The sequence below is a fragment of the Pseudomonas sp. GR 6-02 genome (assembly GCF_001655615.1).
Lineage (GTDB): Bacteria > Pseudomonadota > Gammaproteobacteria > Pseudomonadales > Pseudomonadaceae > Aquipseudomonas.
The window spans coordinates 4,016,660-4,036,760 of the sequence record NZ_CP011567.1 but is presented as its reverse complement, the minus strand read 5'-3'; the positions used below and the strand labels follow the sequence as shown (position 1 = coordinate 4,036,760).

At 55.5% G+C, this 20,101-nt stretch carries 15 protein-coding genes and 1 pseudogene; 2 read left to right on the top strand and 14 right to left on the bottom strand.

Annotated elements, in window-relative coordinates; translation table 11 throughout:
* Positions 1-2: 2 nt before the first annotated feature.
* The 10 genes and pseudogenes from PGR6_RS17745 to PGR6_RS17710 all read right to left on the bottom strand — a co-directional run bounded on the left by PGR6_RS17745 (position 3) and on the right by PGR6_RS17710 (position 13,910).
* A complete protein-coding gene (locus PGR6_RS17745; protein ID WP_064618727.1) occupies positions 3-1,889 on the bottom strand; it encodes an ATP-binding protein in 1,887 nt (628 codons plus the stop codon).
* 518 nt (positions 1,890-2,407) lie between these two features.
* Positions 2,408-2,646: pseudogene (locus PGR6_RS30460) on the bottom strand (DUF6124 family protein); the annotation flags it as partial.
* A 228-nt stretch (positions 2,647-2,874) separates the two neighbouring features.
* A complete protein-coding gene (locus PGR6_RS17740) occupies positions 2,875-3,279 on the bottom strand; it encodes an Imm50 family immunity protein (protein ID WP_064618725.1) in 405 nt (134 codons plus the stop codon).
* A 667-nt stretch (positions 3,280-3,946) separates the two neighbouring features.
* Positions 3,947-4,252 carry a hypothetical protein gene (locus PGR6_RS17735; RefSeq protein ID WP_018925589.1) on the bottom strand — a complete coding sequence of 102 codons (306 nt, stop codon included), beginning with the start codon at positions 4,250-4,252 and terminating at the stop codon, positions 3,947-3,949.
* Positions 4,253-8,911 (bottom strand): RHS repeat-associated core domain-containing protein, encoded by a 4,659-nt coding sequence (locus PGR6_RS17730; RefSeq protein ID WP_064618723.1) that lies wholly within the window; start codon positions 8,909-8,911, stop codon positions 4,253-4,255.
* Positions 8,911-9,648: a DUF4123 domain-containing protein gene (locus tag PGR6_RS17725; RefSeq protein WP_064618721.1), complete on the bottom strand. Its 738-nt coding sequence runs from the start codon at positions 9,646-9,648 to the stop codon at positions 8,911-8,913. Before PGR6_RS17725 ends, PGR6_RS17730 begins: the two co-directional genes overlap by 1 nt.
* A 24-nt stretch (positions 9,649-9,672) precedes the next feature.
* Complete coding sequence (locus PGR6_RS30455) at positions 9,673-10,464, bottom strand: hypothetical protein (RefSeq protein ID WP_225609294.1); 792 nt, start codon at positions 10,462-10,464, stop codon at positions 9,673-9,675.
* Entirely contained in the window at positions 10,424-11,014 is a 591-nt protein-coding gene (locus tag PGR6_RS29560; RefSeq protein ID WP_081626496.1) for a hypothetical protein, read from the bottom strand. The genes PGR6_RS30455 and PGR6_RS29560 overlap by 41 nt, the downstream gene beginning before the upstream one ends.
* The gene (tssI, locus tag PGR6_RS17715) at positions 10,956-13,262 is read right to left on the bottom strand and encodes a type VI secretion system Vgr family protein (protein ID WP_064618717.1); all 2,307 of its coding nucleotides are present in this window, start codon (positions 13,260-13,262) and stop codon (positions 10,956-10,958) included. Before tssI ends, PGR6_RS29560 begins: the two co-directional genes overlap by 59 nt.
* Positions 13,263-13,394: 132 nt before the next feature.
* Positions 13,395-13,910 carry an Hcp family type VI secretion system effector gene (locus PGR6_RS17710; protein WP_007900657.1) on the bottom strand — a complete coding sequence of 172 codons (516 nt, stop codon included), beginning with the start codon at positions 13,908-13,910 and terminating at the stop codon, positions 13,395-13,397.
* A 433-nt stretch (positions 13,911-14,343) separates the two neighbouring features.
* On the opposite strand from PGR6_RS17710, the gene ligD reads away from it, so the two are divergent.
* Positions 14,344-16,881, top strand: a complete 2,538-nt coding sequence (gene ligD / locus PGR6_RS17705) for a DNA ligase D (protein ID WP_064618715.1) — start codon at positions 14,344-14,346, stop codon at positions 16,879-16,881.
* 108 nt (positions 16,882-16,989) lie between these two features.
* On the opposite strand, the gene PGR6_RS17700 is transcribed toward ligD, so the two are convergent.
* The 3 genes from PGR6_RS17700 to PGR6_RS17690 all read right to left on the bottom strand — a co-directional run bounded on the left by PGR6_RS17700 (position 16,990) and on the right by PGR6_RS17690 (position 18,308).
* On the bottom strand, positions 16,990-17,271 hold the full coding sequence (locus PGR6_RS17700; protein WP_018925598.1) for a DUF3303 domain-containing protein: 282 nt from the start codon (positions 17,269-17,271) through the stop codon (positions 16,990-16,992).
* Positions 17,272-17,483: 212 nt separating this feature from the next.
* Positions 17,484-17,885 (bottom strand): hypothetical protein, encoded by a 402-nt coding sequence (locus tag PGR6_RS17695; protein WP_007937009.1) that lies wholly within the window; start codon positions 17,883-17,885, stop codon positions 17,484-17,486.
* A gap of 132 nt (positions 17,886-18,017) precedes the next feature.
* Positions 18,018-18,308, bottom strand: a complete 291-nt coding sequence (locus PGR6_RS17690; protein ID WP_018925600.1) for a hypothetical protein — start codon at positions 18,306-18,308, stop codon at positions 18,018-18,020.
* 243 nt (positions 18,309-18,551) lie between these two features.
* Between PGR6_RS17690 and PGR6_RS17685 the strand changes: the two genes are divergently transcribed.
* A complete protein-coding gene (locus tag PGR6_RS17685; RefSeq protein ID WP_064618713.1) occupies positions 18,552-18,896 on the top strand; it encodes a cupin domain-containing protein in 345 nt (114 codons plus the stop codon).
* Between the two features lie 49 nt (positions 18,897-18,945).
* Here the strand turns inward: PGR6_RS17685 and PGR6_RS17680 are convergent, their stop codons facing one another.
* Positions 18,946-19,986: a YncE family protein gene (locus PGR6_RS17680; protein WP_064618711.1), complete on the bottom strand. Its 1,041-nt coding sequence runs from the start codon at positions 19,984-19,986 to the stop codon at positions 18,946-18,948.
* Between the last annotated feature and the right edge of the window lie 115 nt (positions 19,987-20,101).

The following is a 20,101-nucleotide window of genomic DNA, read 5'->3' as shown; positions in this document are numbered from 1 at the left end:
TTTCAACTTGAAATTGCATCCACTACCGGAGTACTGGCCTGGAGCTGTCGCCGGTAGTTGGCTGCACGCTGAAGTACTTGGGTCAAGGCCTGGAAGTTTGCCGGTTTGGTCAAAATGTCATTGGCACCGGCGGCCCTGAAACGTTCTATCTCGCTCGAAAAAGCGCTCGCGGTGAACGCAACGATGTAGCACGTATCGCCCAGTGGTAGTTCGCGGATGTTACGGATGGCCGCCAGCCCATCCATAACAGGCATATTGATATCCATGAAAATGATATCTGGAATCGACGTCATGCACTCGTTGATCGCCTCCAGACCATCTGACGCAAGGGCGGGTGTATAACCCAACGCCTGTAACATCGCCAAGGCAACTTTCTGACTAATGGGATGGTTCTCCACCAACAGGATATCGAGCGGGTAATCCCCGGCAAAAGATGAGTCGAAACCAACCGTTGCATGATCGTCCCCGAGGGGGATTTCCGAGACGGAAAAAGGCTCCATGGGGAGTGAGAAGGAAAACGTCGATCCGATACCAGGCTGACTGGTAAAGGATAAAGTCCCCTGTTGCGCCTCGACCAGATTCTTGCAAATTGAAAGACCTAGCCCACTTCCGGTAAAGCGTTGACTGGCTGGCCCTTTGAACTGAACAAAGGGCTTGAACAGGCTGTCTTGCCGCGCCAAAGGGATACCTATGCCAGTATCGCGTATGGAGAACTCGAGTCGGGCTCGAGGGCTGTCACCGCTCGTTTTGACCACGAGCGATACTGTTCCGGTTTCGGTGAACTTGACCGCATTACCCAACAAGTTGATCAGTATCTGGCGAAGGCAATCGGTATCGGTTTTGACCCAGTGCGGTACATCCGGTGATACCTGAGCCTCAATGATGATTGGTTTGCCCTGAGTGTTTTGCCGGATCATTTCAATACTGGATGAAACCAATGCTCTCACTTCGAATACACGAGGCCTCAATTCAAGTTTGCCCGCTTCGATCTTTGCCAGGTCGAGAATGTTGTCGATAAGCGACAGCAGGGTTCGTCCGCTGGTATGAATCGTATTGACCAGAGCGCTTTGCTCGGGATTCAGGGTGGAGCCGGCCAGTAACTCGGTCGCACCGATGACACCGTACATGGGGGTGCGGATTTCATGACTCATGGTGGCTAAAAAACGGGTCTTGGAACGATCCGCGTCTTCGGCGGCATCTTTTGCCTGACTCAATACCTGTTCGTTTATTTGCAGTTGCTGAAGATGAGCACGCATGCGCAATAAGTCGATCACGAACAAAAGACTGAAGGCGAGAAATACCAGAATGGCAAGGATGATATGGTGCAGAGAGTCCTGATTAAGTTGTTGGTTGTAGTTCGCCAACGTCATCTCCGCACCTGCCACATAAACCGTCCCGTCCTGGGATTTCATTGGGACGAAGACGGCGCGAAAGTCTCCCCAGTGATCCGAGTAATCGATCCAGGTGGGCTCGGTACGCTCAAAACTGTCGAGCAGGGCCTGACTGGCATCTGGATAAGGATCGAAAAAGCGTACGTAATTCTGCTCTTGAATCTCTTTTTTCGAGGCGCTGGAGCTGATCAGATAGGCTTCCCCATCGCGTTTGACCACGCTGTAGACAAAGGCGGTGCCCATGGACTCGTTGAATCTGGAAAGCCGCTGAATGGTATCCCAGTCTTGCGCTTCCGTTTTCGACTGTTTGTCGATCAGATTGTCATGGTAGCGGTCGCCGAGGATGGCTGACGCGCCCAGCGCGGCATGCAGCAGCTTGTTATTAATGTTGTCAGTGAGAATTCCCTGAGTCTCGACGTAGAGGTAGTAGATATAGCCACTGACACCTACGATGTAGACCAAAAGTAAAGCCCATGTTTTCCGTCTGAGTTTGAACATTCATCACAGCCTCCATACTGTCAGCCCAAGCATAGATTGAAGACTGGTTGAAAACCATTGTTTATCAGTGAGGAAGTTACTTGACCGAGTAGCCAGTTTTTCTGGGTTTTTGGGAAGGTCGCGATTTTGCGGAAGAGCCCACCATAGTGGAAGTTGGAAGAATTTTGCTCCTATATCAAGAAATTTGCGGGCGAAGTTTTAGCAGCCTCTTGCCAAATGCTCTGTGTATAAATTTGAGGGGTGATATTAAACGTCGGATATAAAAATGGGCGACCCTGGAGTCGCCCATTTTTATTGGCTGAATTAAGGCTGGGCCCGTAACCGCCGTCCGACCACATCCAGCACGTCGCCCGGAGACAGCTCTCTTCCAACAGTTGAGTGACACAACGAATGCGATATGCGGCCGTGTCCTGCAGCACATCGACAGGCGCTGCGGTGTCGATCGGGAGGGAAGGGATCGTGCAGTCGATGCCGGTAATCGACATGTATCGAGTCATGGTTGAACACTCCCGAGTGTCGGACGCCCCACCGGGTGGGTCGAGGTTGTCCAGCACCCGGTTTACCAACAACTTACCCGGTACAGCCAATTGCTGAATCGATAGCGCCAGGCTGCGGTGCGAGCCTTCGAGTTCACAGGCAAGGTCGGTGTTCAGGACGTTGAGCGAAGCGAGGGTTTCGCAGGCATGGCTTAGCAGGGTTTCGGTGCGGATGTTGGGGGGAGGGTGACGACGTGGCTGATGGGGTCGAGAGACTCGGGTGGAAACTTTTTCATCGTGAAGCTCCTGAATCAACGGAGCCGCAAAGCGGCATTTGCATGCCTTGATCGTGTTCGGTCTGCCAAAACCGGTCGCTGGGGTTGCAGTGACTGGGGGAGGTTATCTGGGGAGAAGGGGGGGTACAAGTTCATGGATGGTGATGGGAGTTGCGGGAAATGTCCGATGCTTTTGTCAGACGACTCAAAGGGCAGAAAAATGAGTTAGATTTTTTAAGTGAGTACGGGCTTTTTGTCGTTCATATAAACTGAGGGGCCACAAAGTAGCGGGGATTTTGTTGAGAATTCAATTATCGAGCTGCTGTTCGAAGCATGAATCGTGAAAATGTTTTCGCTCTGAGTGATTGTTATATTGAGTTTTTCTTTTGTAGGTATGTTTTTGATCGTCGGGTTGCTGATTTCGCTGCAGTTTAAACAGATGCGGCATGTGTTGAATTCAGCCTTTTTCCACTTTGCGGGAGGGGCGTCCGGGAGTTCTTCGATGTCAAACTCCAGTATTATCGTTGGTCTGTTGTTGTCGATACTTACTGTGAAAAGTTCAACGAGGCCAATCACTACGGAAGTCTTGAAAACCTGGTTGAAAAAAATGCTGCCATCGATATCGTTCCAGAATTTCATTTTTACTCCTTGAAACAGTCAAAAGGGACCACCCCTTAGCCAAGCCAAAAGAGCCAAAAGGGGACGCCCATTTTTGCTTTGAAGCGTTGAGGTGAGCTTCGTTAATTTTTTAGGAGGTTCTCTTGCTGTGATCTGATTTGGATGTTCTTTTGCTACGCTACACCATAGTTATGGTATGCCTTAATATTTGCTATGGTAATCTAAGTGTGACTTTGTAGTTTGAGTCGTGTTGGGTGACGGTTATAGTAGTAGGGCCGCTGAAATTGAAATTTTCTATATTTATTATGTAAGGCTGGAATTCGTACTCGTTATAATCTTTTTTCAGCCATTTCTTAGGGGTGACTGCTTGTTCTACTTGGCTGTATAGTTTTAAGCATGTAGAGTTTCCGTCCAGCATGACGTAAGAAGTGCGCATGCTGGTAGGGGAGTAATCTTCTCCAAAAATAGAAGCTCACTGTTTTTTATTCGATATTGATGATGTCCACATTTTAGATTGCTCAAACACGTAATGATAGCCAAAAGGGGACAAATTTATTTTATGGCATGAAAAATAAATCTGTCCCCTTTTCTCTCGACTCTCCGGGGATTATGATTCTTTTATTTGCGTCTAGCATTTTCTTCTGAAAGGCCAAAATGAGGTGGCTTTTTTTTTTGAGCGCTCGGGCGATCATTTTTCTAGTTTGTTTAAAGCATTGGAAATTGCCTTGTTTAATTCTGTCCAGCTTTTTGCTTTTTCGCTGAAAGCTGGGTGCTCCCAGTCATAGGCTTTAATTAAAGAAACTCTAAATGTGCCGTTTTCACAGAATTCAGGGTACCAACCTATGTCAATAAGTTGATCATGTGGGAAGACGGCTTGGAATAGATCCTCCTTTAAGTCATCAACGATCATCGAAGTGTCAATAAGCTGGTTGAGGTGGGAGATGTCATCAAATGTGACTGTTCCGCCAAGTTCTATAATTTTTTTAGTGTCCATTCAGTTTTTCTTCGCTTTTGTGAGTTTTTTAAATGCTTCTTCGGAAATAGGGTGGCCGTGGATAGTGTTTGCGCTTAGTTCAACCCTCATGAAGCGTGTTTCTTTACCATCGTTGGCGCCAATAGTCTTGCCCATATCAATAACTTTCCAAGGCTTTCCGTTGTTAACATCTTGGCCATTTTTAAATGCATGCCGCTCGAGTGCTTCGATGTCTGTCCCAGGTAAATACCTTGCCGCGCCTCCATTTGCCGTTGATTTAACAACATTTGGCCAGGGGGCCTTGGGGGCTACGTGCTTGTTACCGTGATTCGTCCATTGAACATCAGGTGCTCCTGATGTCCCCTCATTTACCTTGGCCTTACTCGCCGGATCTTCAACCGTTCCAGGCTTGCAGCTCGCTCCCCCCGGACATTCGCTATTCAACCCCAACGGATCCACCCACCCCGTAGGGTTAGGCACGTACTGGTAGTTGTTCAACCCGCCCGCAAGCTTGATCGGATCCGGCGTCAAAAACCGTCCAGTCCCCGGATTGTAGTAGCGATGCCGGTTGTAATGTAAGCCTGTCTCCGCGTCGAAGTACTGACCCTGGAAGCGCAGCGGGTTGTCGACTTCTGCAACGTCGAGGGTGGCGAGGTTGCCGTAGGCCCGGTATTTCGCCGACCACATAATCTCGCCGCTGTAGTCGGTGAGTTCCTGTGGCGTGCCGAGATGATCGAGTTGGTAATAGAAAGGCGTAGCGTTCAGCGGGCCTTCGCCATCGAGCATCGCCAATGGGCGGAAGCTGCCGGGTTCATAAATGTAAGTGCGATAGCGATTGTCGGCGCTTTCAGCGATGAGGCGTTCGCCTTGCCACAAGAATTCGGTGGTTTGACCATCGACGGTTTTGGCGATGCGTCGGCCGAAGGCGTCGTACTTGTAGTTTGCGATGCTGCCGCCGGGCAGGCTGACGCCGATCAGGCGATGTTGGCAGTCGTAGCGATACTCGGTGACGAGTTTCTGCCCGGCGCCACGACGTTCGCGGATCAGGTTGCCGTGGGCGTCGTAGCCATAATGGCGGTCGCCTTGCATCAGCAGGCGGTTGCCTTTGACGTTGGCGAGATTCGCGGTCGGTTGGTCGCCTTGGCCCAGGAGGTTGCCCGCCGGGTCGTGGGCGAAGCTTTCCGGTGTGGTGCCACGGACGTTGATCAGGCGATCGAGCGGATCGTAATGGTAGCTGCGGTTGCCTTTGCGGCTGTCATCGATACCCGCGAGGTTGCCGTTGGCATCGTAGGCGTAGCGGCGACGGAACAGGTTGCGGTCTTGCTGACTGACGGTGTGGGCTTGCAGTCGGCCTTGTTCGTCGTACTGGTATTGGCTGAGCAGCAGGCCTTGTTGGCGCTGTTGTTCGCGACCGGCGCTGAACTGGTGGGTGGTGAGGCGCGAGCCGTTGAGGTCGATGCTGCTCAGGCGTCTGCCGGGTTGGTGGCGGTAGTCGAGTTTGCTGCCGTCGGGGAGGCGGCAGTGGCTCAGTTGGCCGAGGTTGTCGTATTCGTAACGCGTGGTGCCCCAGCCTTGGTGCTCGGTGATCAGGCGATCCTGCAGATCGTATTCGTAGGCAAGGGGCCAGTGGCCGTCGTCGACGTTTACGAGGCGGCCGAGGGCGTCGTAGCTGTAGTGAATTTCCTCGCCATCGGCCAGGGTTTTCACTAGCAGGCGGCCAGCGGCGTCGCGTTGGTACTCGGTGATCAACTCACTACCGTCTTCACCGAGTTCGGTTTTCTTCAGCAGCTGGCCGTTGAGGTCGTATTCGTAGGCAGTGCGGCGACCGTCGAAACCGGTTTCCTGTTGGATCAGGCCATTCGGGTAATAATCGAGGTGGTAGTGTTCACCGCGTTCATTTTCGATTTCAGTGAGCAGCAGGCGCGAGTTGTCGTAGCGGTAGCGAAGCTGGCTGCCATCCGGGTTGAGTCGACGGCTGACCAAGTGCAGGCCATCGGCGTATTCGTATCGGGTGACGCGGCCCAATTCATCGCGTTCAGCAGTGACATTGCCGTAGGCGTTATAGGTGAACGCGCGGGTTGCACCGCCGGGCAGGGTGATTTGCGCGAGGCGGTTGGCGGCGTCCCATTGGTAGTGGGTGATGGCGCCGGTTTCTTCCTGACGGGTGATCTGCCGGCCCAATGCGTCGTAACGGTATTTGCGCTGGCCGCCGTCGGGCAGGTGCTCTTCGAGCAACTGGCCGAGGTTGTTCCAGCCCAGTTGATGGCGGCTTCCATCGGGATGGCGGATTTCCAGCAGACGGCCCTGGCGGTCGTAGCTGTAGAGGGTGGAGTTACCGTCCGGGTCGATCTGTTGAGTGATGTCGCCCTGATTGTTGCGTTGATACTTCCAGGTAGCTTTGCCTCGGTGCACGTCACTGACGAAGCCGTTGCTGTATTCATACGAAACGGGTTCATCTTCCGGAGGAATGACCGCCGTCATCAAGCCATCTTCGTCGTACCGATACTCGGTAACAGCGCCTAGCGGATCTTTTTCTGCAATCAGCTGACCTTTTTCGTTGTAGGCCTTCAGGTGTTCAGCGCCATCGGGATCGATCTTGCTGATAAGCCGTGCTTTATCGTCGTGGGTGTAAACCTCTTCGCTGCCGTCGGCGTTGGTAACGGTGACGCTGCCTTTATCGTCCCAAGCGTAATGCGCTTCCATCTGTGAGAAGCTCGCCCAGTGATGGACGCATCGCGATAACTTGCCTTCGTTCTCCCACTCCCAAAAGAAACTCGCACCACCCGCCAGTTGCCGCTCAAGAATTACGTGTTGATCGTTGTAGCGATAGTGTTCGGCTTCTCCGGCGGCGTTCTTCGCTTCAATCAGGCGATGTTGTGTGTCATAGCTGTACGTAACCAGCGTCTGGACGGTGTTCCAGGCGTCTTCCAGATTGTCGGCGGGAATGAACTGCTGATAGTCGACGGCGATGATGTGCTTGCGGTCATATCGCAAGAGCAGGGCGCGGCCGGCGCCATTGTCGAGGCGTTTGATCCTGCCGTGGATATCACGGGTGATATGCAGCCGGTTGCCATAGCTGTCGCTGATGGCGATCAGGGTTGCGCCCTTGCTGTTGTAGCGGAAGTGGTAGAACGATGGACGGCTCCCGGCTTGAGCCAGGACCAGCTCCGACGGGTCGTCACCGATGAAAATCGCTGCCCGTGACAGGCTGTTGGTAATTGCCGGACGCTGTTGGCTAGGAAGTGGAAATGGCGTCGCCCGGTTTTCGTGGTCGGTCCAGATGACTTCATCGCCATTGATTTCGATTCGGTGTGCCAGCGCATGGCTCCAGCCATAACCCAGACCACAATCGATTTCCACTGCGCTGCTTCGGTAAAGACGTGTCCACTCAAACGGCAGCAGGCCGTCGAGCTGGCCATCATTGAGGGTCAATAACTCTTCACCGGTGACCATCGATACAGGGCACTTATCGGTGCAGGTTTTGGCTGCGGGCTCAGCGCTTTTGTCGGCAGGTGTCTTGGCTTGCCTGGAAACGTCGTCGCCCGTTTTGCCCTTGCCCAGTTTTGCGTTTTTCTTCCCGTCAAAACGAACCTGTGCAATCCCTTTCTTCACCTGAGCCGTCACACCACGAGCCGCTACCGCGGTGTACTTCGCGACGTATTCCATGAAGCCTTTGATGATCTTGAACACCGACTCCACAAAGCCGGTCACGGCCTTGATGACGATTTCGCCGTACTTTTTCAAGCGCGCGGCGAGGTAGATGACACCGGTACCCTCTGCAGCCACGGTCAGCACGATCGAAATCACGATGTCGATCGCGATGCCGACTACCGCTGCCGTGGTCATTTTTGCGACGTCACCGGCCATCTTCATCGGTGGCAGACCGGCCAGCCAGATCACGGCACTGCGTACCATCAGGAACAGAGCGGCCTCGTCGCTGGCCAGCAGCATGGCCTTCTTCATGACGTCTGGCGTTTCTTTTGCCAGTGCTATCAGTTTTTGGGTTCCGGCACCGAGGTCTTTGGCAAACTTGCTCGGGTCTTGCAGGATATCGAGCACCAGGCTGATACCGTCCCAAACCCCTTTGATCGCTTCCCAACCGCCTTCAAGGATGCCGTTGCCAATTGCCGAGGCCGTTCCCAAGGCGGATATGTTCGACCATTGCGGTTTGAAACCGGCCCATTCCTTGCGCAGGAAACCTTCCAGTTGACCGGTCAGGCCTTCATAGGATTTGAACAAGGTATCGATCTGAGCCGGCGTCACTTCGTGGTGAACACGGATCTTGTAGAACTTGCCGGGAACACCCTCCGTCCAGCTGGCTTTGCCCTGGGCGTCGAGTTTGACTTTGCTGACTGCGCCGCCTTCCACCGCAACGATTTCAACTTCGATGTCACCCAATGGGATGTCATACACCGATTCGAATTTGCTCTCGATCAGCAGTGGCCCCTTGAGCGGGCACTGGGCAACGTTCGAGGCGAAGTCGCCATCGGTCATGCTCACCGATTTGCTGGTGTTACCGACCTTTATCACGCGCTCCATGCCCAGCAGGGAGGGCAGGTCTGCGGCTCGACTGCCTTTGTCGGCGGCTTTCGCGTACCAGGTTTTGGTCTGTTCTTGATACAGCTTCAAGCTGTCCTTGAACGTGCTCAGTTGGTTGTCAACGTAGGCAACGCGATCCATCAGCCTTGCTCCAGAATCAGGTGGTTTAACAGTGCTTCATTCAGGTTTTTCGGAGCATCGGGCCGGCTCACGAAACGTGCGATTTTCAGCTTCAGATTGCTCTCGGGGTAAGCGGCGTAGATGTCTGGACGTTCCTCTTCCAGCCATTGCATCAGGTTGCCGATCAGGGTCGACGGGTTTTGCTTCGCCAGGCTGTCGAGCAGTTTCTGCGGCACCTCCCACCACGGCCAGTCTTTCGCCGGCGGCACCACCCTCGGCCCCACCTCCAGGCTCTTCCCATTAATCAGATACCGATCAAACACCGGCAGTACCTCACCGGCGGCATCGCCGAGACCTTCCAGAATCGGATAGATATGCCGTCCATCCCAAAAACGGAAAAACACTTGCGTCCCATCCGGCATCCGCACTTGAGTCAGGCTGCGCAGATGTTCGAACACCACATCCGGCGCACTGGTGGATACCGCCAGCCAGCCCCAGTCCTGAGCATCGGTTTCGGCAATCCACGTTAGAAAACTTGAGTTGGGTTTCAGCTCGATGAGGTAGGGCATCACCGGCTGCCAGCCCGCGTAGGGTGTACCACCCCAAATCGGGGTCGCCTGGGTTGTGGGTTCGTTTTGGTAAAGCGACTTGAGCGCTTCGGCATCACTGGCGGCGCTGATGATCAGGTAGAGGCGTTCACCCGGCAGTAGCGGGGTTTCGGATAACCAGACCTGTGGATTGGTGTTTTCAGATGTCACAACAGCCGTCCTTGATGAGTGAATCTAAAAACTCATATCAGCTTCAATGTTTTCTTCGTAAGTCGAGAGCAACTTCTCAACGTTTTCGTTTCCGGAGTATTTTTCTTTCAACTGCTTCAGCTGCTGGTCGGTGCCCTTGCAATATTTATTTATATCGCTGATGACACGATCGAGAATTTTCGGGTCGGCGGGGTCCCGTTCAGGAATATCTCCGCGCAAAGAATCACAGTTGTCTCTATTTTTGATGTAGCCGGAGACGTCGGTCGGAACGGACTCAGAACTTTCCGTTTCGCAAGAATTTGACGTTGGCTCTACATCGTAACCTAGGCTCAAATAGAGATGACCGTTCAAACTCCCATTTTTTCTCGAGAAGAGATGAACGCCTTCTTGACTCAAACAGGTGCTGATAGTTGTAGCTTGATCCTTGACCTCAACGGCTGAGACGCCGTTTCCGGTTGCATTTTTACCAACTACAGCTATGCCGATGAAAGGCGCAGAGTATTGAATGTCAAGCCCATAAATGTGCATGTCGGATTCGTTGAGCAGATCCATTGCATCGCCCTGCTGCTGTTTTCCCCCAGTTGTCTTTGTTAACTTGCAGCAAGCAACGGTTCCATCCTGAGGGAATTGGACCGAAATGACTTCGTTGCTTGAAATATTCTGGGTTGTATATAAATAAGTTTGCCCGTCTGGATTATTTTTAACGAATCCAAATCCAGTGTCTTGGGCAAATACTGACCCTGAGCAAATAGTCAGAATGAAGAAAAGTGTATGTTTAATGTCCATCGGTTGACCAATGTGGAGGGTCGGAAACAAGCTTTTTAACTCCATATGTAGTACCTACTGGATTCAAGTCGCTTAAGTGAGTGATCAAAACGGAGGCGCCAGAAGCATTTACAATTGTTTTTCCAGACATGTTGGATATTGTCATGTCTATGGCTTTTCGCTGTGTATGGCGACTTGTAAGTGCCGGCGGATACACAATTCCGTAGCCCGACGCCATGCTGGTCGCAGCACTGATTGATTGCGCTGAGGTGCTATGAACCCACTCGATATTTACACCGTCCATTTCAGGTACGTCTTCTGGTGCAATGATTCCTTTAGATATTGCTGAGGAATAGTGCATCAGATAAGCACGCTCTTTGGGCCGATAAGTTGCCGAAATTGAAACACTGCCCCCGGCTTCTTTTATCGCTGCAATAAATTTGTTCACACTGGCTTCGAACTCAGTCGTGAGATCGCCCACACTTGTACTGGTCGGAAATCGTGCAACCCATTGCGTACCGCTTAGCTCCTTGGTCGGGATGCTAACAGTTACAGGTGTCTGATCCGTGGTTGGGGTGAGCGTCGCTTGTTGTGTTGCCATAATACGGGGCCTCGATAGTGGCTTTTTCAGCTTTGTTAGATGAGACTTTTTGGGTCATCCCCTTGTTGTCAGTGACACCATCAACAATAATCCCGGATTCAAGCGTTATTCGATAGGGAATATTCTGCTTCGGTTTACCCGTTTTTTCATCATTGACTAAAAATACTAAGTCGTGGCTGGTTTTTTCAGTGTCTTGGGCAGGTTTTGCTATATCGCATACACCCGCCTTACACCTCTCGCACTCTTCACAGAACGGCGCATTGCGTTTCAGGGTGTTGATCTGCGCCGGCGTCAGTACCGCGCCAGCCTTGTCGGCATCAGCCTGTTTCAGCGCGCCGGGCATCAGCGGTGCCGCGCCGGTGCCGCTGCCTGGGCTGCCGCCGGAGTTCATGTTGATCACCGGTCCGCTCAGCGTCACGCCGCTGGCGTCGATCTTGATGAAGCTGCCGCCGCCCTTGAGGGTGAGTTCGCTGCCGGCTTCGAGCACGACTTTCATGCCGCTGCTCAGGTGGATTTCCTGGCCGGCTTCGATGAATTGGCCGGTGCCGACCTTGATGTGCTGGTTGACGCCCACGGTGAGGTGGTCGTTGGCGCGGGCTTCGACTTTGCGATCGGCATAGACGGTGTGGTGTTCTTCGGCCTTGAATTCGCTGTAGCTGTTTTGCTCAACGGTGTCGTGGCGTTCGTTGCCGACGCGGATTTTCTGGTCGTGCTCGACGTTTTCGTCCCAGTCGCGCTGGGCGTGCAGGAAGATCTGCTCCTGGCCCTTTTTGTCTTCGATACGCAGCTCGTTAAATCCGCCGCCGCCCGGAGAGCTCAGGGTTTTGAAGGTGCTGCGGGTCTTGTTCGCCGGCAGGGCGTACGGGACGACGTTTTCCTTGTGGAACAGGCAGCCGCTGATCAGCGGTTGGTCGGGGTCGCCTTCGAGGAAGCTGACCAGCACTTCCATGCCAATGCGTGGAATGGCGATGCCGCCGTAATGGGCGCCGGCCCAGGCGGAGGAGACGCGCAGCCAGCAGCTGGTCTTGTCGTCGGCCTGACCTTCGCGGTCCCAATGGAATTGCACTTTGACGCGGCCGTATTGGTCGCAGTGGATCTCTTCACCCTTGGGGCCGGTAACTACGGCGCTCTGGCTGCCGAGGATCCGTGGCTTGGGGTGGTTCAGCGGCGGGCGGTTCGGCACGTCCCAGGGGGTGGCCTGGAAGCGGTTGCGGTAGCCCTGGTGGAAATCGTCTTTCAGATTGGTGGTGTTGCTGGTCACCGACTCTTCCAGCACTTGCGGCTGTTTGCCTTCGTGGAGGATTTCGGTGAGCAGCCACAGGTCGTTCCACTTGGCTTTCGGGTGTTGGGTCAGGGCCAGGAAGTGGCCGCTGACCAGCAACGGCTGATCGCTGCGGCCTTCGGCCAACTGGAAGTCGCTGCGGTGACGCTCGAGGGCGCGTTTGGCCAGGTGCTTGCCGCGTTCGCGGTCGATGAAGCGGCCGGGGTAGTCGTAGTCTTCGAGGTCGGGCAGGGCGTCGCCACGGTTCTCGCTTTCCAGTTTCAGGCGCGGTTTTTCGAAGTCGTAATCGCGGCGGGTGGTGCGGCTGGTGCGGGTTTCCAGGCGCAGGTCGAAGCGCTTGATTACCGGGTCGTTGGCGACCATGCCGGAGTCTTGCTGGTAGGCCACGGGCGCGAGTTTCGGGAACACCGTCTGGTCATCGCCGAACACCAGCTTGTGGGCCGTGGCGCTGTGCTGGAAGTGGTAATGGATACCTTCTTCCTCGCACAGGCGCTGGATGAACTGCAGGTCCGATTCATCGTATTGAACGCAGTAAATGCGCTCGGGATAAATCGCCCCGACTTTGAATTCGTAGGCATTGCCTTGGATGCCGTGTTCTTCGAGGACCATGCCGATGATTTTCGGCACGGTGAGGTTCTGGAAGATGCGTTGGTTGATGCGGTGCGCCAGGTAGGACAGCTGCGGGCGCAGGGTCACAGCGTAGCGGGTCAGGCGTTTGCCCGAATCGCCCTGGGCGGCGCGGTAGATCTGGCCATGAATGCCGCTGCCGTCAGGCGAGAGCTGCAAGAAGGCCGGTTTGTGCAATAGCGTTTCGAGGTCCAGGGACGGCTGCTCACTGACCAGCTCCACCTCAAACACAAAAGGTTGGCTGATGGCTTCCCGACCTTGCAGGGCAAGGACCTGGAGATCTTTTTCCAGACCTTCGACAGTCAGGGCAAAGTGAGTCTGATTGGCCGGCGCGAACATCCCTTGTTCCTCGTGCAGTGCTGCGGCGCGCGTTGACACCCGAAAGCCGGATCAACGGACGCGAAAATTCCTGGAAGGCGCAAATGACATCGACCAGCAGAGCTGGCCGATGTTTGGAACCGTCAGCCGCGATTAAGCGACTGGAACACGCCAGTCATCGGAACCCGAAGTACCGGATACTTCGTGGGTCCAGGTGATTTTGCGGTAGGTGAACTGCACTTCTTCCAGGTGCGTGAAGTGCGAGTTCGACGGATCCTGGCAGTTGTGCATTTTGTTGTTGATGGCGACGATGATCGCGTCTTCCAGTTTGGTGGTGTAGTAGTGCTCTTGGGTACCTTGAGCCGAAGTGCGGTACCACTGGATAACGATTTCGCTCATGCGCTCGCCGGAAGTCAGGGCGGCTTGCAGCAGTGGCGAAGACTTGTCGTAGACCTTGGTGATCACGACTGGCTTGTGTACACGCTGACCGGTCGGTTGGCCGGACTGTGGGTCACGCGGGATGATCACGTCGTGGCTGAACGCCTGAACCATGACCTGGTCTTCGTGACCTTCCTGGTAGGTGTTGCCAACGGAGTCGGCGGTGAAGGCGCCGGCAGTGATCAGGCCTTGTTTTTCGCCGGTAACGGACATGTACGCTGGTGTAGCCATGGATGTGCTCCTTGCTAAAAGTTAGGGTGCCCGGGAGGCGGTATCGCCCGGTGGGTGCCTGACTGTTATCAAGGAGCGTGCCATAAATGTTTTTTGTCATATAAATCAGGTGGTTGAGGATATTTTTTAAACGTGGAGAGGTTGTTCGGCAGAGATCACCTGAAAAAGTGCGCAACTTCTTGCGCAGTGGTGCGCAAGAAGTTGCGCACTCGGCTGGAGGGCTTGATCCACCTGGCGTTCAGCGATGTTGAGGTGTATTTGGGACGAATAACTGCGCAAGAAGTTGCGCATCAAGGCTACGAGCGATCATCCCGATAGACCCAGCCGTCTGTCCGGGCAATTCCAGTGGCGATGGAATTTTTTTCCGGACCTGTCGCTCTGCTGATGTAGAGACGTGCCGATTCAACGTCCGCCAGCGAGCACCCGGTAAGCCATGAACAAGACCCTGGACGATTACAACCGCATGCGTGACTTTGTGGCGACTCCGGAACCGGCCGCCGCCAAGCGTTCGGGCAAAAAAGCGGTGAAGGATCACGCGCTGCAATTCTGCATTCAGAAACATGACGCCTCGCAGCTGCACTATGACTTTCGCCTGGAGCTCGATGGCGCGCTGAAAAGTTGGGCCGTGCCGAAAGGCCCGTCGCTGGACCCCAAGGTCAAGCGACTGGCAATCCACGTCGAAGACCATCCGCTCGATTACGCCACGTTTGAGGGCACCATTCCCGAAGGGCATTACGGCGCCGGCGAGGTGATCGTTTGGGACCGTGGGGTGTGGATTCCCCAGGACGACCCGGCCAAGGCGTACGCCAAGGGCCGGCTGAAATTCGAGTTGCAAGGGGAGAAGCTCGGCGGCCTGTGGAACCTCGTGCGCACGCACATGCCGGGCAAGCAGGAGCAATGGTTTCTGATCAAGCATCAGGACGGCGCGGCCAGGCCCGAAAGCGATTACGACGTGGTCGCCGCCGAGCCCGACAGCGTACTCAGCGATCGCACCATTGTCGCCAAGTCGAAACCCAGTCCCGTAAAAAAGCCAGCGGCGAGGGCGCGCAGAGAGCGCTCATCACAGCTGACAGGCGCTCGTAGAGCCAGACTGCCGGAGCTGCTCAAACCCGAATTGGCGACACTGGTGGAGTCCGCGCCGGACGGCGAATGGAGCTATGAGATCAAGTTCGACGGCTACCGGGTCATGGCGCGCATCGACCACGATGAGGTCAAACTCTTCACCCGCAACGGTCACGACTGGACTCACAAATTGCCGGAGCAGGCTGCAGCGCTAGCGGCGTTAGGCTTGGAATCGGCCTGGCTCGACGGCGAAATGGTGGTGGCGGACGAGCAGGGTGTTCCGGATTTTCAGGCGCTGCAAAACGCCTTCGATGCCGGTCGTAGCGCCAGCATCGTTTACTACCTGTTCGATTTGCCTTACCTCAACGGCGTGGACCTGCGCGAAGTTCCTGTCGAAGCGCGCAGGGCGGCGCTGGCGACTGTGCTCAAGCCCAATGAAAACCCTCTGTTGCGGTTCTCCGACACGTTCAACGAGTCCCCGGAGGCGTTACTCGACAGCGTCTGCAAAATGCACATGGAAGGGTTGATTGGCAAACGCCTGGGCTCGCCTTACGTGTCCCGGCGCAGCAGTGACTGGATCAAACTAAAGTGCAAGCATCGGCAGGAATTCATCGTGGTCGGCTTCACCGATCCCAAAGGCTCGCGCAGTGCCTTTGGCGCGTTGCTGCTGGGGCTGCACGACCGTGACAGCGGGGAATTGCGCTATGCGGGCAAGGTCGGCACCGGATTCAGCGAGGCGAGCCTCAAGCGTCTTTACGAACAACTGAAACCGCTGCAGACGAAAAAGCCCCCGGTGGTGAACCCGCCCACCGGTGTTGAAGTCAAGGGTGTGCATTGGCTCAAACCCGTTCTGCTGGCGGAAGTGGCCTTCGCCGAGATGACCAAGGACGGCTCGGTGCGCCAGGCCGTGTTCCATGGGCTGCGCGAGGACAAACCTGCCACCGACATCACCGAGGAGCGTCCGACAACCGTGAAAACCTCAACCACTAAAACTAAAACCTCCCAAGCGACACCGTCACAAGTCGGCCTGGAGCAAGGCAAGGTGCGCATCACGCATCCGGATCGGGTGATCGATGCCAGCAGCGGCACCACCAAGATGCAATTGGCGGAGTATTACGCCAGCGTCGCCGAGTGGATTCTGCCGCAACTCAAGGACCGGCCGGTGGCGCTGGTGCGCGCACCGGACGGCATCACCGGCGAACTGTTCTTTCAGAAGAACGCCGAGAATCTGGCCATACCCGGCATTATCACTCTGGACAAGGCACTGACCGGCCAACCGATGATGGTTATCAACAATGCCGAGGCCCTGATTGGCGCAGTGCAGATGAGTACCGTGGAGCTGCACACCTGGAACGCCACGTCGGTCGATCTGGACAAACCCGACCGCTTCGTCCTCGACCTCGACCCGGATCCGGCGTTGCCCTGGAAGAGCATGGTCGAAGCGACCCGGCTGATCCTCACGGTGCTGGATGAGCTGGGGCTCAAGGCGTTTCTCAAGACCAGCGGCGGCAAGGGGATTCACCTGGTCGTACCGCTGACCCGCAAACACGGTTGGGACGAGGTCAAGGACTTCAGCCATGCGATTGTCAGTCACATGGCCAAGCTGCTGCCGGAACGATTTTCCGCAGTGTCGGGGCCGAAAAACCGGGTTGGGCGCATCTTCATCGATTACCTGCGCAACGGTCTCGGCGCCACCACGATCTGCGCTTATGCCGTACGCAGCCGCGAAGGGTTGCCAGTGTCGGTACCGATCTTTCGCGAAGAAGTGGCTGAGCTCAAGGGCGCCAATCAATGGAACCTGCACACCGTGCATGAGCGCCTGGCCGAGGTGGGCGATGAACCCTGGGCCGAGCTGAAGAAAACCCGGCAGACGATTACCGCCGAGATGCGGCGACGGATCGGGATGTAGGAGCCAGGCTTGCCGGCGAAGGCGTCCTTAAGAGCGCCTTCGCCGGCAAGCCTGGCTCCTACGAAAAGCTTGCATTGGGCGGCGAGGGGGCACCCGCCGCCTCGACAACTATTGCTTGCCCACTGCGGCAGCGAGCAGCGGCGCCACCTGTTCATCGGTCAATGCGGCGTGGACTTCCATGTTCATGAGGTCGCTCCATTCCAGCACCCACTTCTGAATCGCCACTGGATCACTGGCCTCGGCAATGCCCACGCCGCTGGAGCCGCCGACGGCATGCCAGCGCCCCAGCATTTTGACGCCTGCGGGTGGGGCGCCACCGGTCTTGAGAAAACGTTCGATCGCGCTGTTACGTTGCTGCGGACTGATGGACCAACGGACCATGAATAACATCTGCCACCTCCTGCTATGGACTGGCACCTTTGATCTTCGCGTTCCTGGCTGGCGCCGGGGCCACGGTCACGCCTGAGTTTCCAGCGACGTCCTGGCTGGCCTGAAACCTGTTCTCCCATGAGAAGGCATAGCAGCGGACCGTGTCGTGCGTACGACCGCTGATCCTGTTTCAGGGCATTCGAACGAACGTATCGGGATAACGGTGCAAGCCATCAGGCATCACGCAACAAGTCGTTGGCATTGAGCAGCTCGTAGGCAACTTCCGGATGCTTCTCCAGCCCTCGGCGAATGGCCGCCGGGATCGACTGACGGGTTTTGCGGCACAGGCCCGGCAGTTCGCCCAAGGTGATATTGATACCGCGCATGGTGCGCACTTCATTGAAGCCCGGAGCGATCTCCACGCGCAGACCCAATTGCTCATACATTCGCCGTTGCAGACGCTCCAGGTCGCTCAGGCTCTGGAGGTTTTCCAGGCGTTCGATCAGGCGTTTCTCTTCCGACTGGGTCAGGCTCAGGATGCGCAGGTCCGTGCCGGGGGTTTCCAACAGCTGCTCACGTTCGCAGATGCAAGCACCGGGAGGGCAGGGTTGGCGGATCGGAAGAGAGGTCGTCATGGGGTTCAATCATAGAGCGCTATGATCGGGTTTGCCCATGGGGTTGTTGTGGCGTTGAGAGTGGTGTTTTCCGTCGATGCAACACGCCGCCTGTTTGCACAGTGTCTAGTGTGTTGCATCGACCGGTTGAATCTATTTTATCTGCACAATCACCGGACCTTCCGTCACGATCGGCGGTTTCACTTGAATATGCGAAGCATTTTTCTGAATCCAGTCGCGCGCCACTTTCAAGCTTGCATCGGTGCCGGTCTTGTCTTTGCAAACCGTCACTGCCGTGCCGCCATCACCCGTGTTGAGCAGTGTGTAGCTTTCGATGCCAGGCACTGTCCGTAGGGCCGCTTCGACATCGGCATTGCGCTTTTCCAGAAACTCGAAAAGCTCCTTTGCGCCAGCACCCAGGTAGGTTCTTATAACTGCATACATAGTCGTCTCCTTCGGGAGTACCGTCTTGATGCCAATCCAGATCCGCTGATGGCCGCCATCACTCCGGTATCAGTTCACCCCCGATTTATTCAGCTTAGCCAAACGTCGGTGACAAGCGAAATGTAACGACCATCGGCGACATTTGACCGGATGGGCGACCGTCGCTGGGCGGATTTACACCTCTGTCGGTCCTCAGGGGCTTTACTTCTAGTCAGGCCCTGTATGTACAGAGAGGAGAGCACAATGAGCAACGAACAGGCGGCACCCGAAACGCAAGGTGTTACGGTGAAGTTACTGGCAACGGTTGACCTTGGCCCCGAGATCGAAGGCATGGCAGGGCGCCAACTTAGAATGCGCATGGTGACCATCGAGCCTGGAGGCGTCTTTGGGCCGGTTCACAACCATAAAGACAGACCCGGCACCGTTTACATACTGCAAGGAACCATCACCGACCATCGAAATGGCGTCGCCACGGACTATGGGCCGGGCGTGGGTTGGCCCGAGGACAGGAACACCACGCACTGGCTTGAGAACCGGGGCACGATCGCTGCGGTGGAGATCTCGGTCGATATTGTCAGGCAGGAGTAAGTTCAGGTCAGACATCCAGCACGGTCGGAACTAGAGTCGATTCAATCCGCTAACGGGGCTCCATAATCCGTAGTACCGGGTGCCCGTCGATATCCTTGAGTGGAAAATACGAGCGGTGTGTCGCGGCATCCACGGCAACGACATGCGCACGCGGGCCTACGCTGCCATTGCCGATTTTCGTGACCACTGCCCCCTTGACGTGGAACATCGACACAATGCCAGCCTCTCCAGCGACATAAAGTGTGTTCAGCACTGGATCGAACGCAAGCACATCGGGGGCTCCCCCAGTATCGAACGCCTGGATAACCCGCATGGTGTGCATGTCCAGTACGAGGAGCTTGTCATTACCTTCGCACGCGATAAAGGCAAGCCGGTCACGCGGATTGATCAACAGGCCATGGTTGCCACGTGCCCCCGGCAGATCAATGCGCGCCACGATGTGGTCGGTCACGGGATCGATTTCGATAAGTTGCCGACGAGTCTGGATATTGACGAAGACGTGTCGTGATATGGGGTCATATTGTGTATTGCCGACTTCACCTCCCAGTGGAATTGTCGCAACACGAGTGTTCGTGTCCACGTCGATCACCGTTTCGGTCTCGCCGTTTTCGTTCGATACGTAAAGCTTGTGAAGGTCAGGCACATAAGCCATGCCGTCTGGATAGATGCCGCCCGGTATGCGACTGACAATTGCCAGGGTCGCTTCGTCTATCGCAACGATTTCGTTCGTACCCGTCGCCGAAGCGTAGACGCGTGACAACTCAGGAATAACGAGCACGCCGTGTACCGACGAGACGTTCGCAATGCGCCCGACAACGCGGGACTCGCGCATGTCAAAGGCGATAACTTCACCGTCACCAAGATGAGCGATGAACATCAGGTTGCGCTCTGGATCGTAGCTCTCGTAGTCGAGCCGAGTGGCGCCACCGGGCAATGGAATGTCGGCGACGTGCTTCAGAGGCAGGTCGTTAGCCGGCAACTCGTCGGCGGCCTGACAGTAGCGAAGGCTTGCGAAGTCCATGACGGCTAGCGCAGTCAGCAGGATCGCGAAGACTGGCAGAGTGAAACGTCGATTGTCTCGTATGTTCATGAGGTCTTCTTCTGCTCGGACAAGGCGGGTTCAACCGCCTCGCCCAAGTCTCAGCAATGCGCAGATCAGAATATGCAGTGTTTCACTGATCATGAGCCCAGTTCCGGGCTGGACC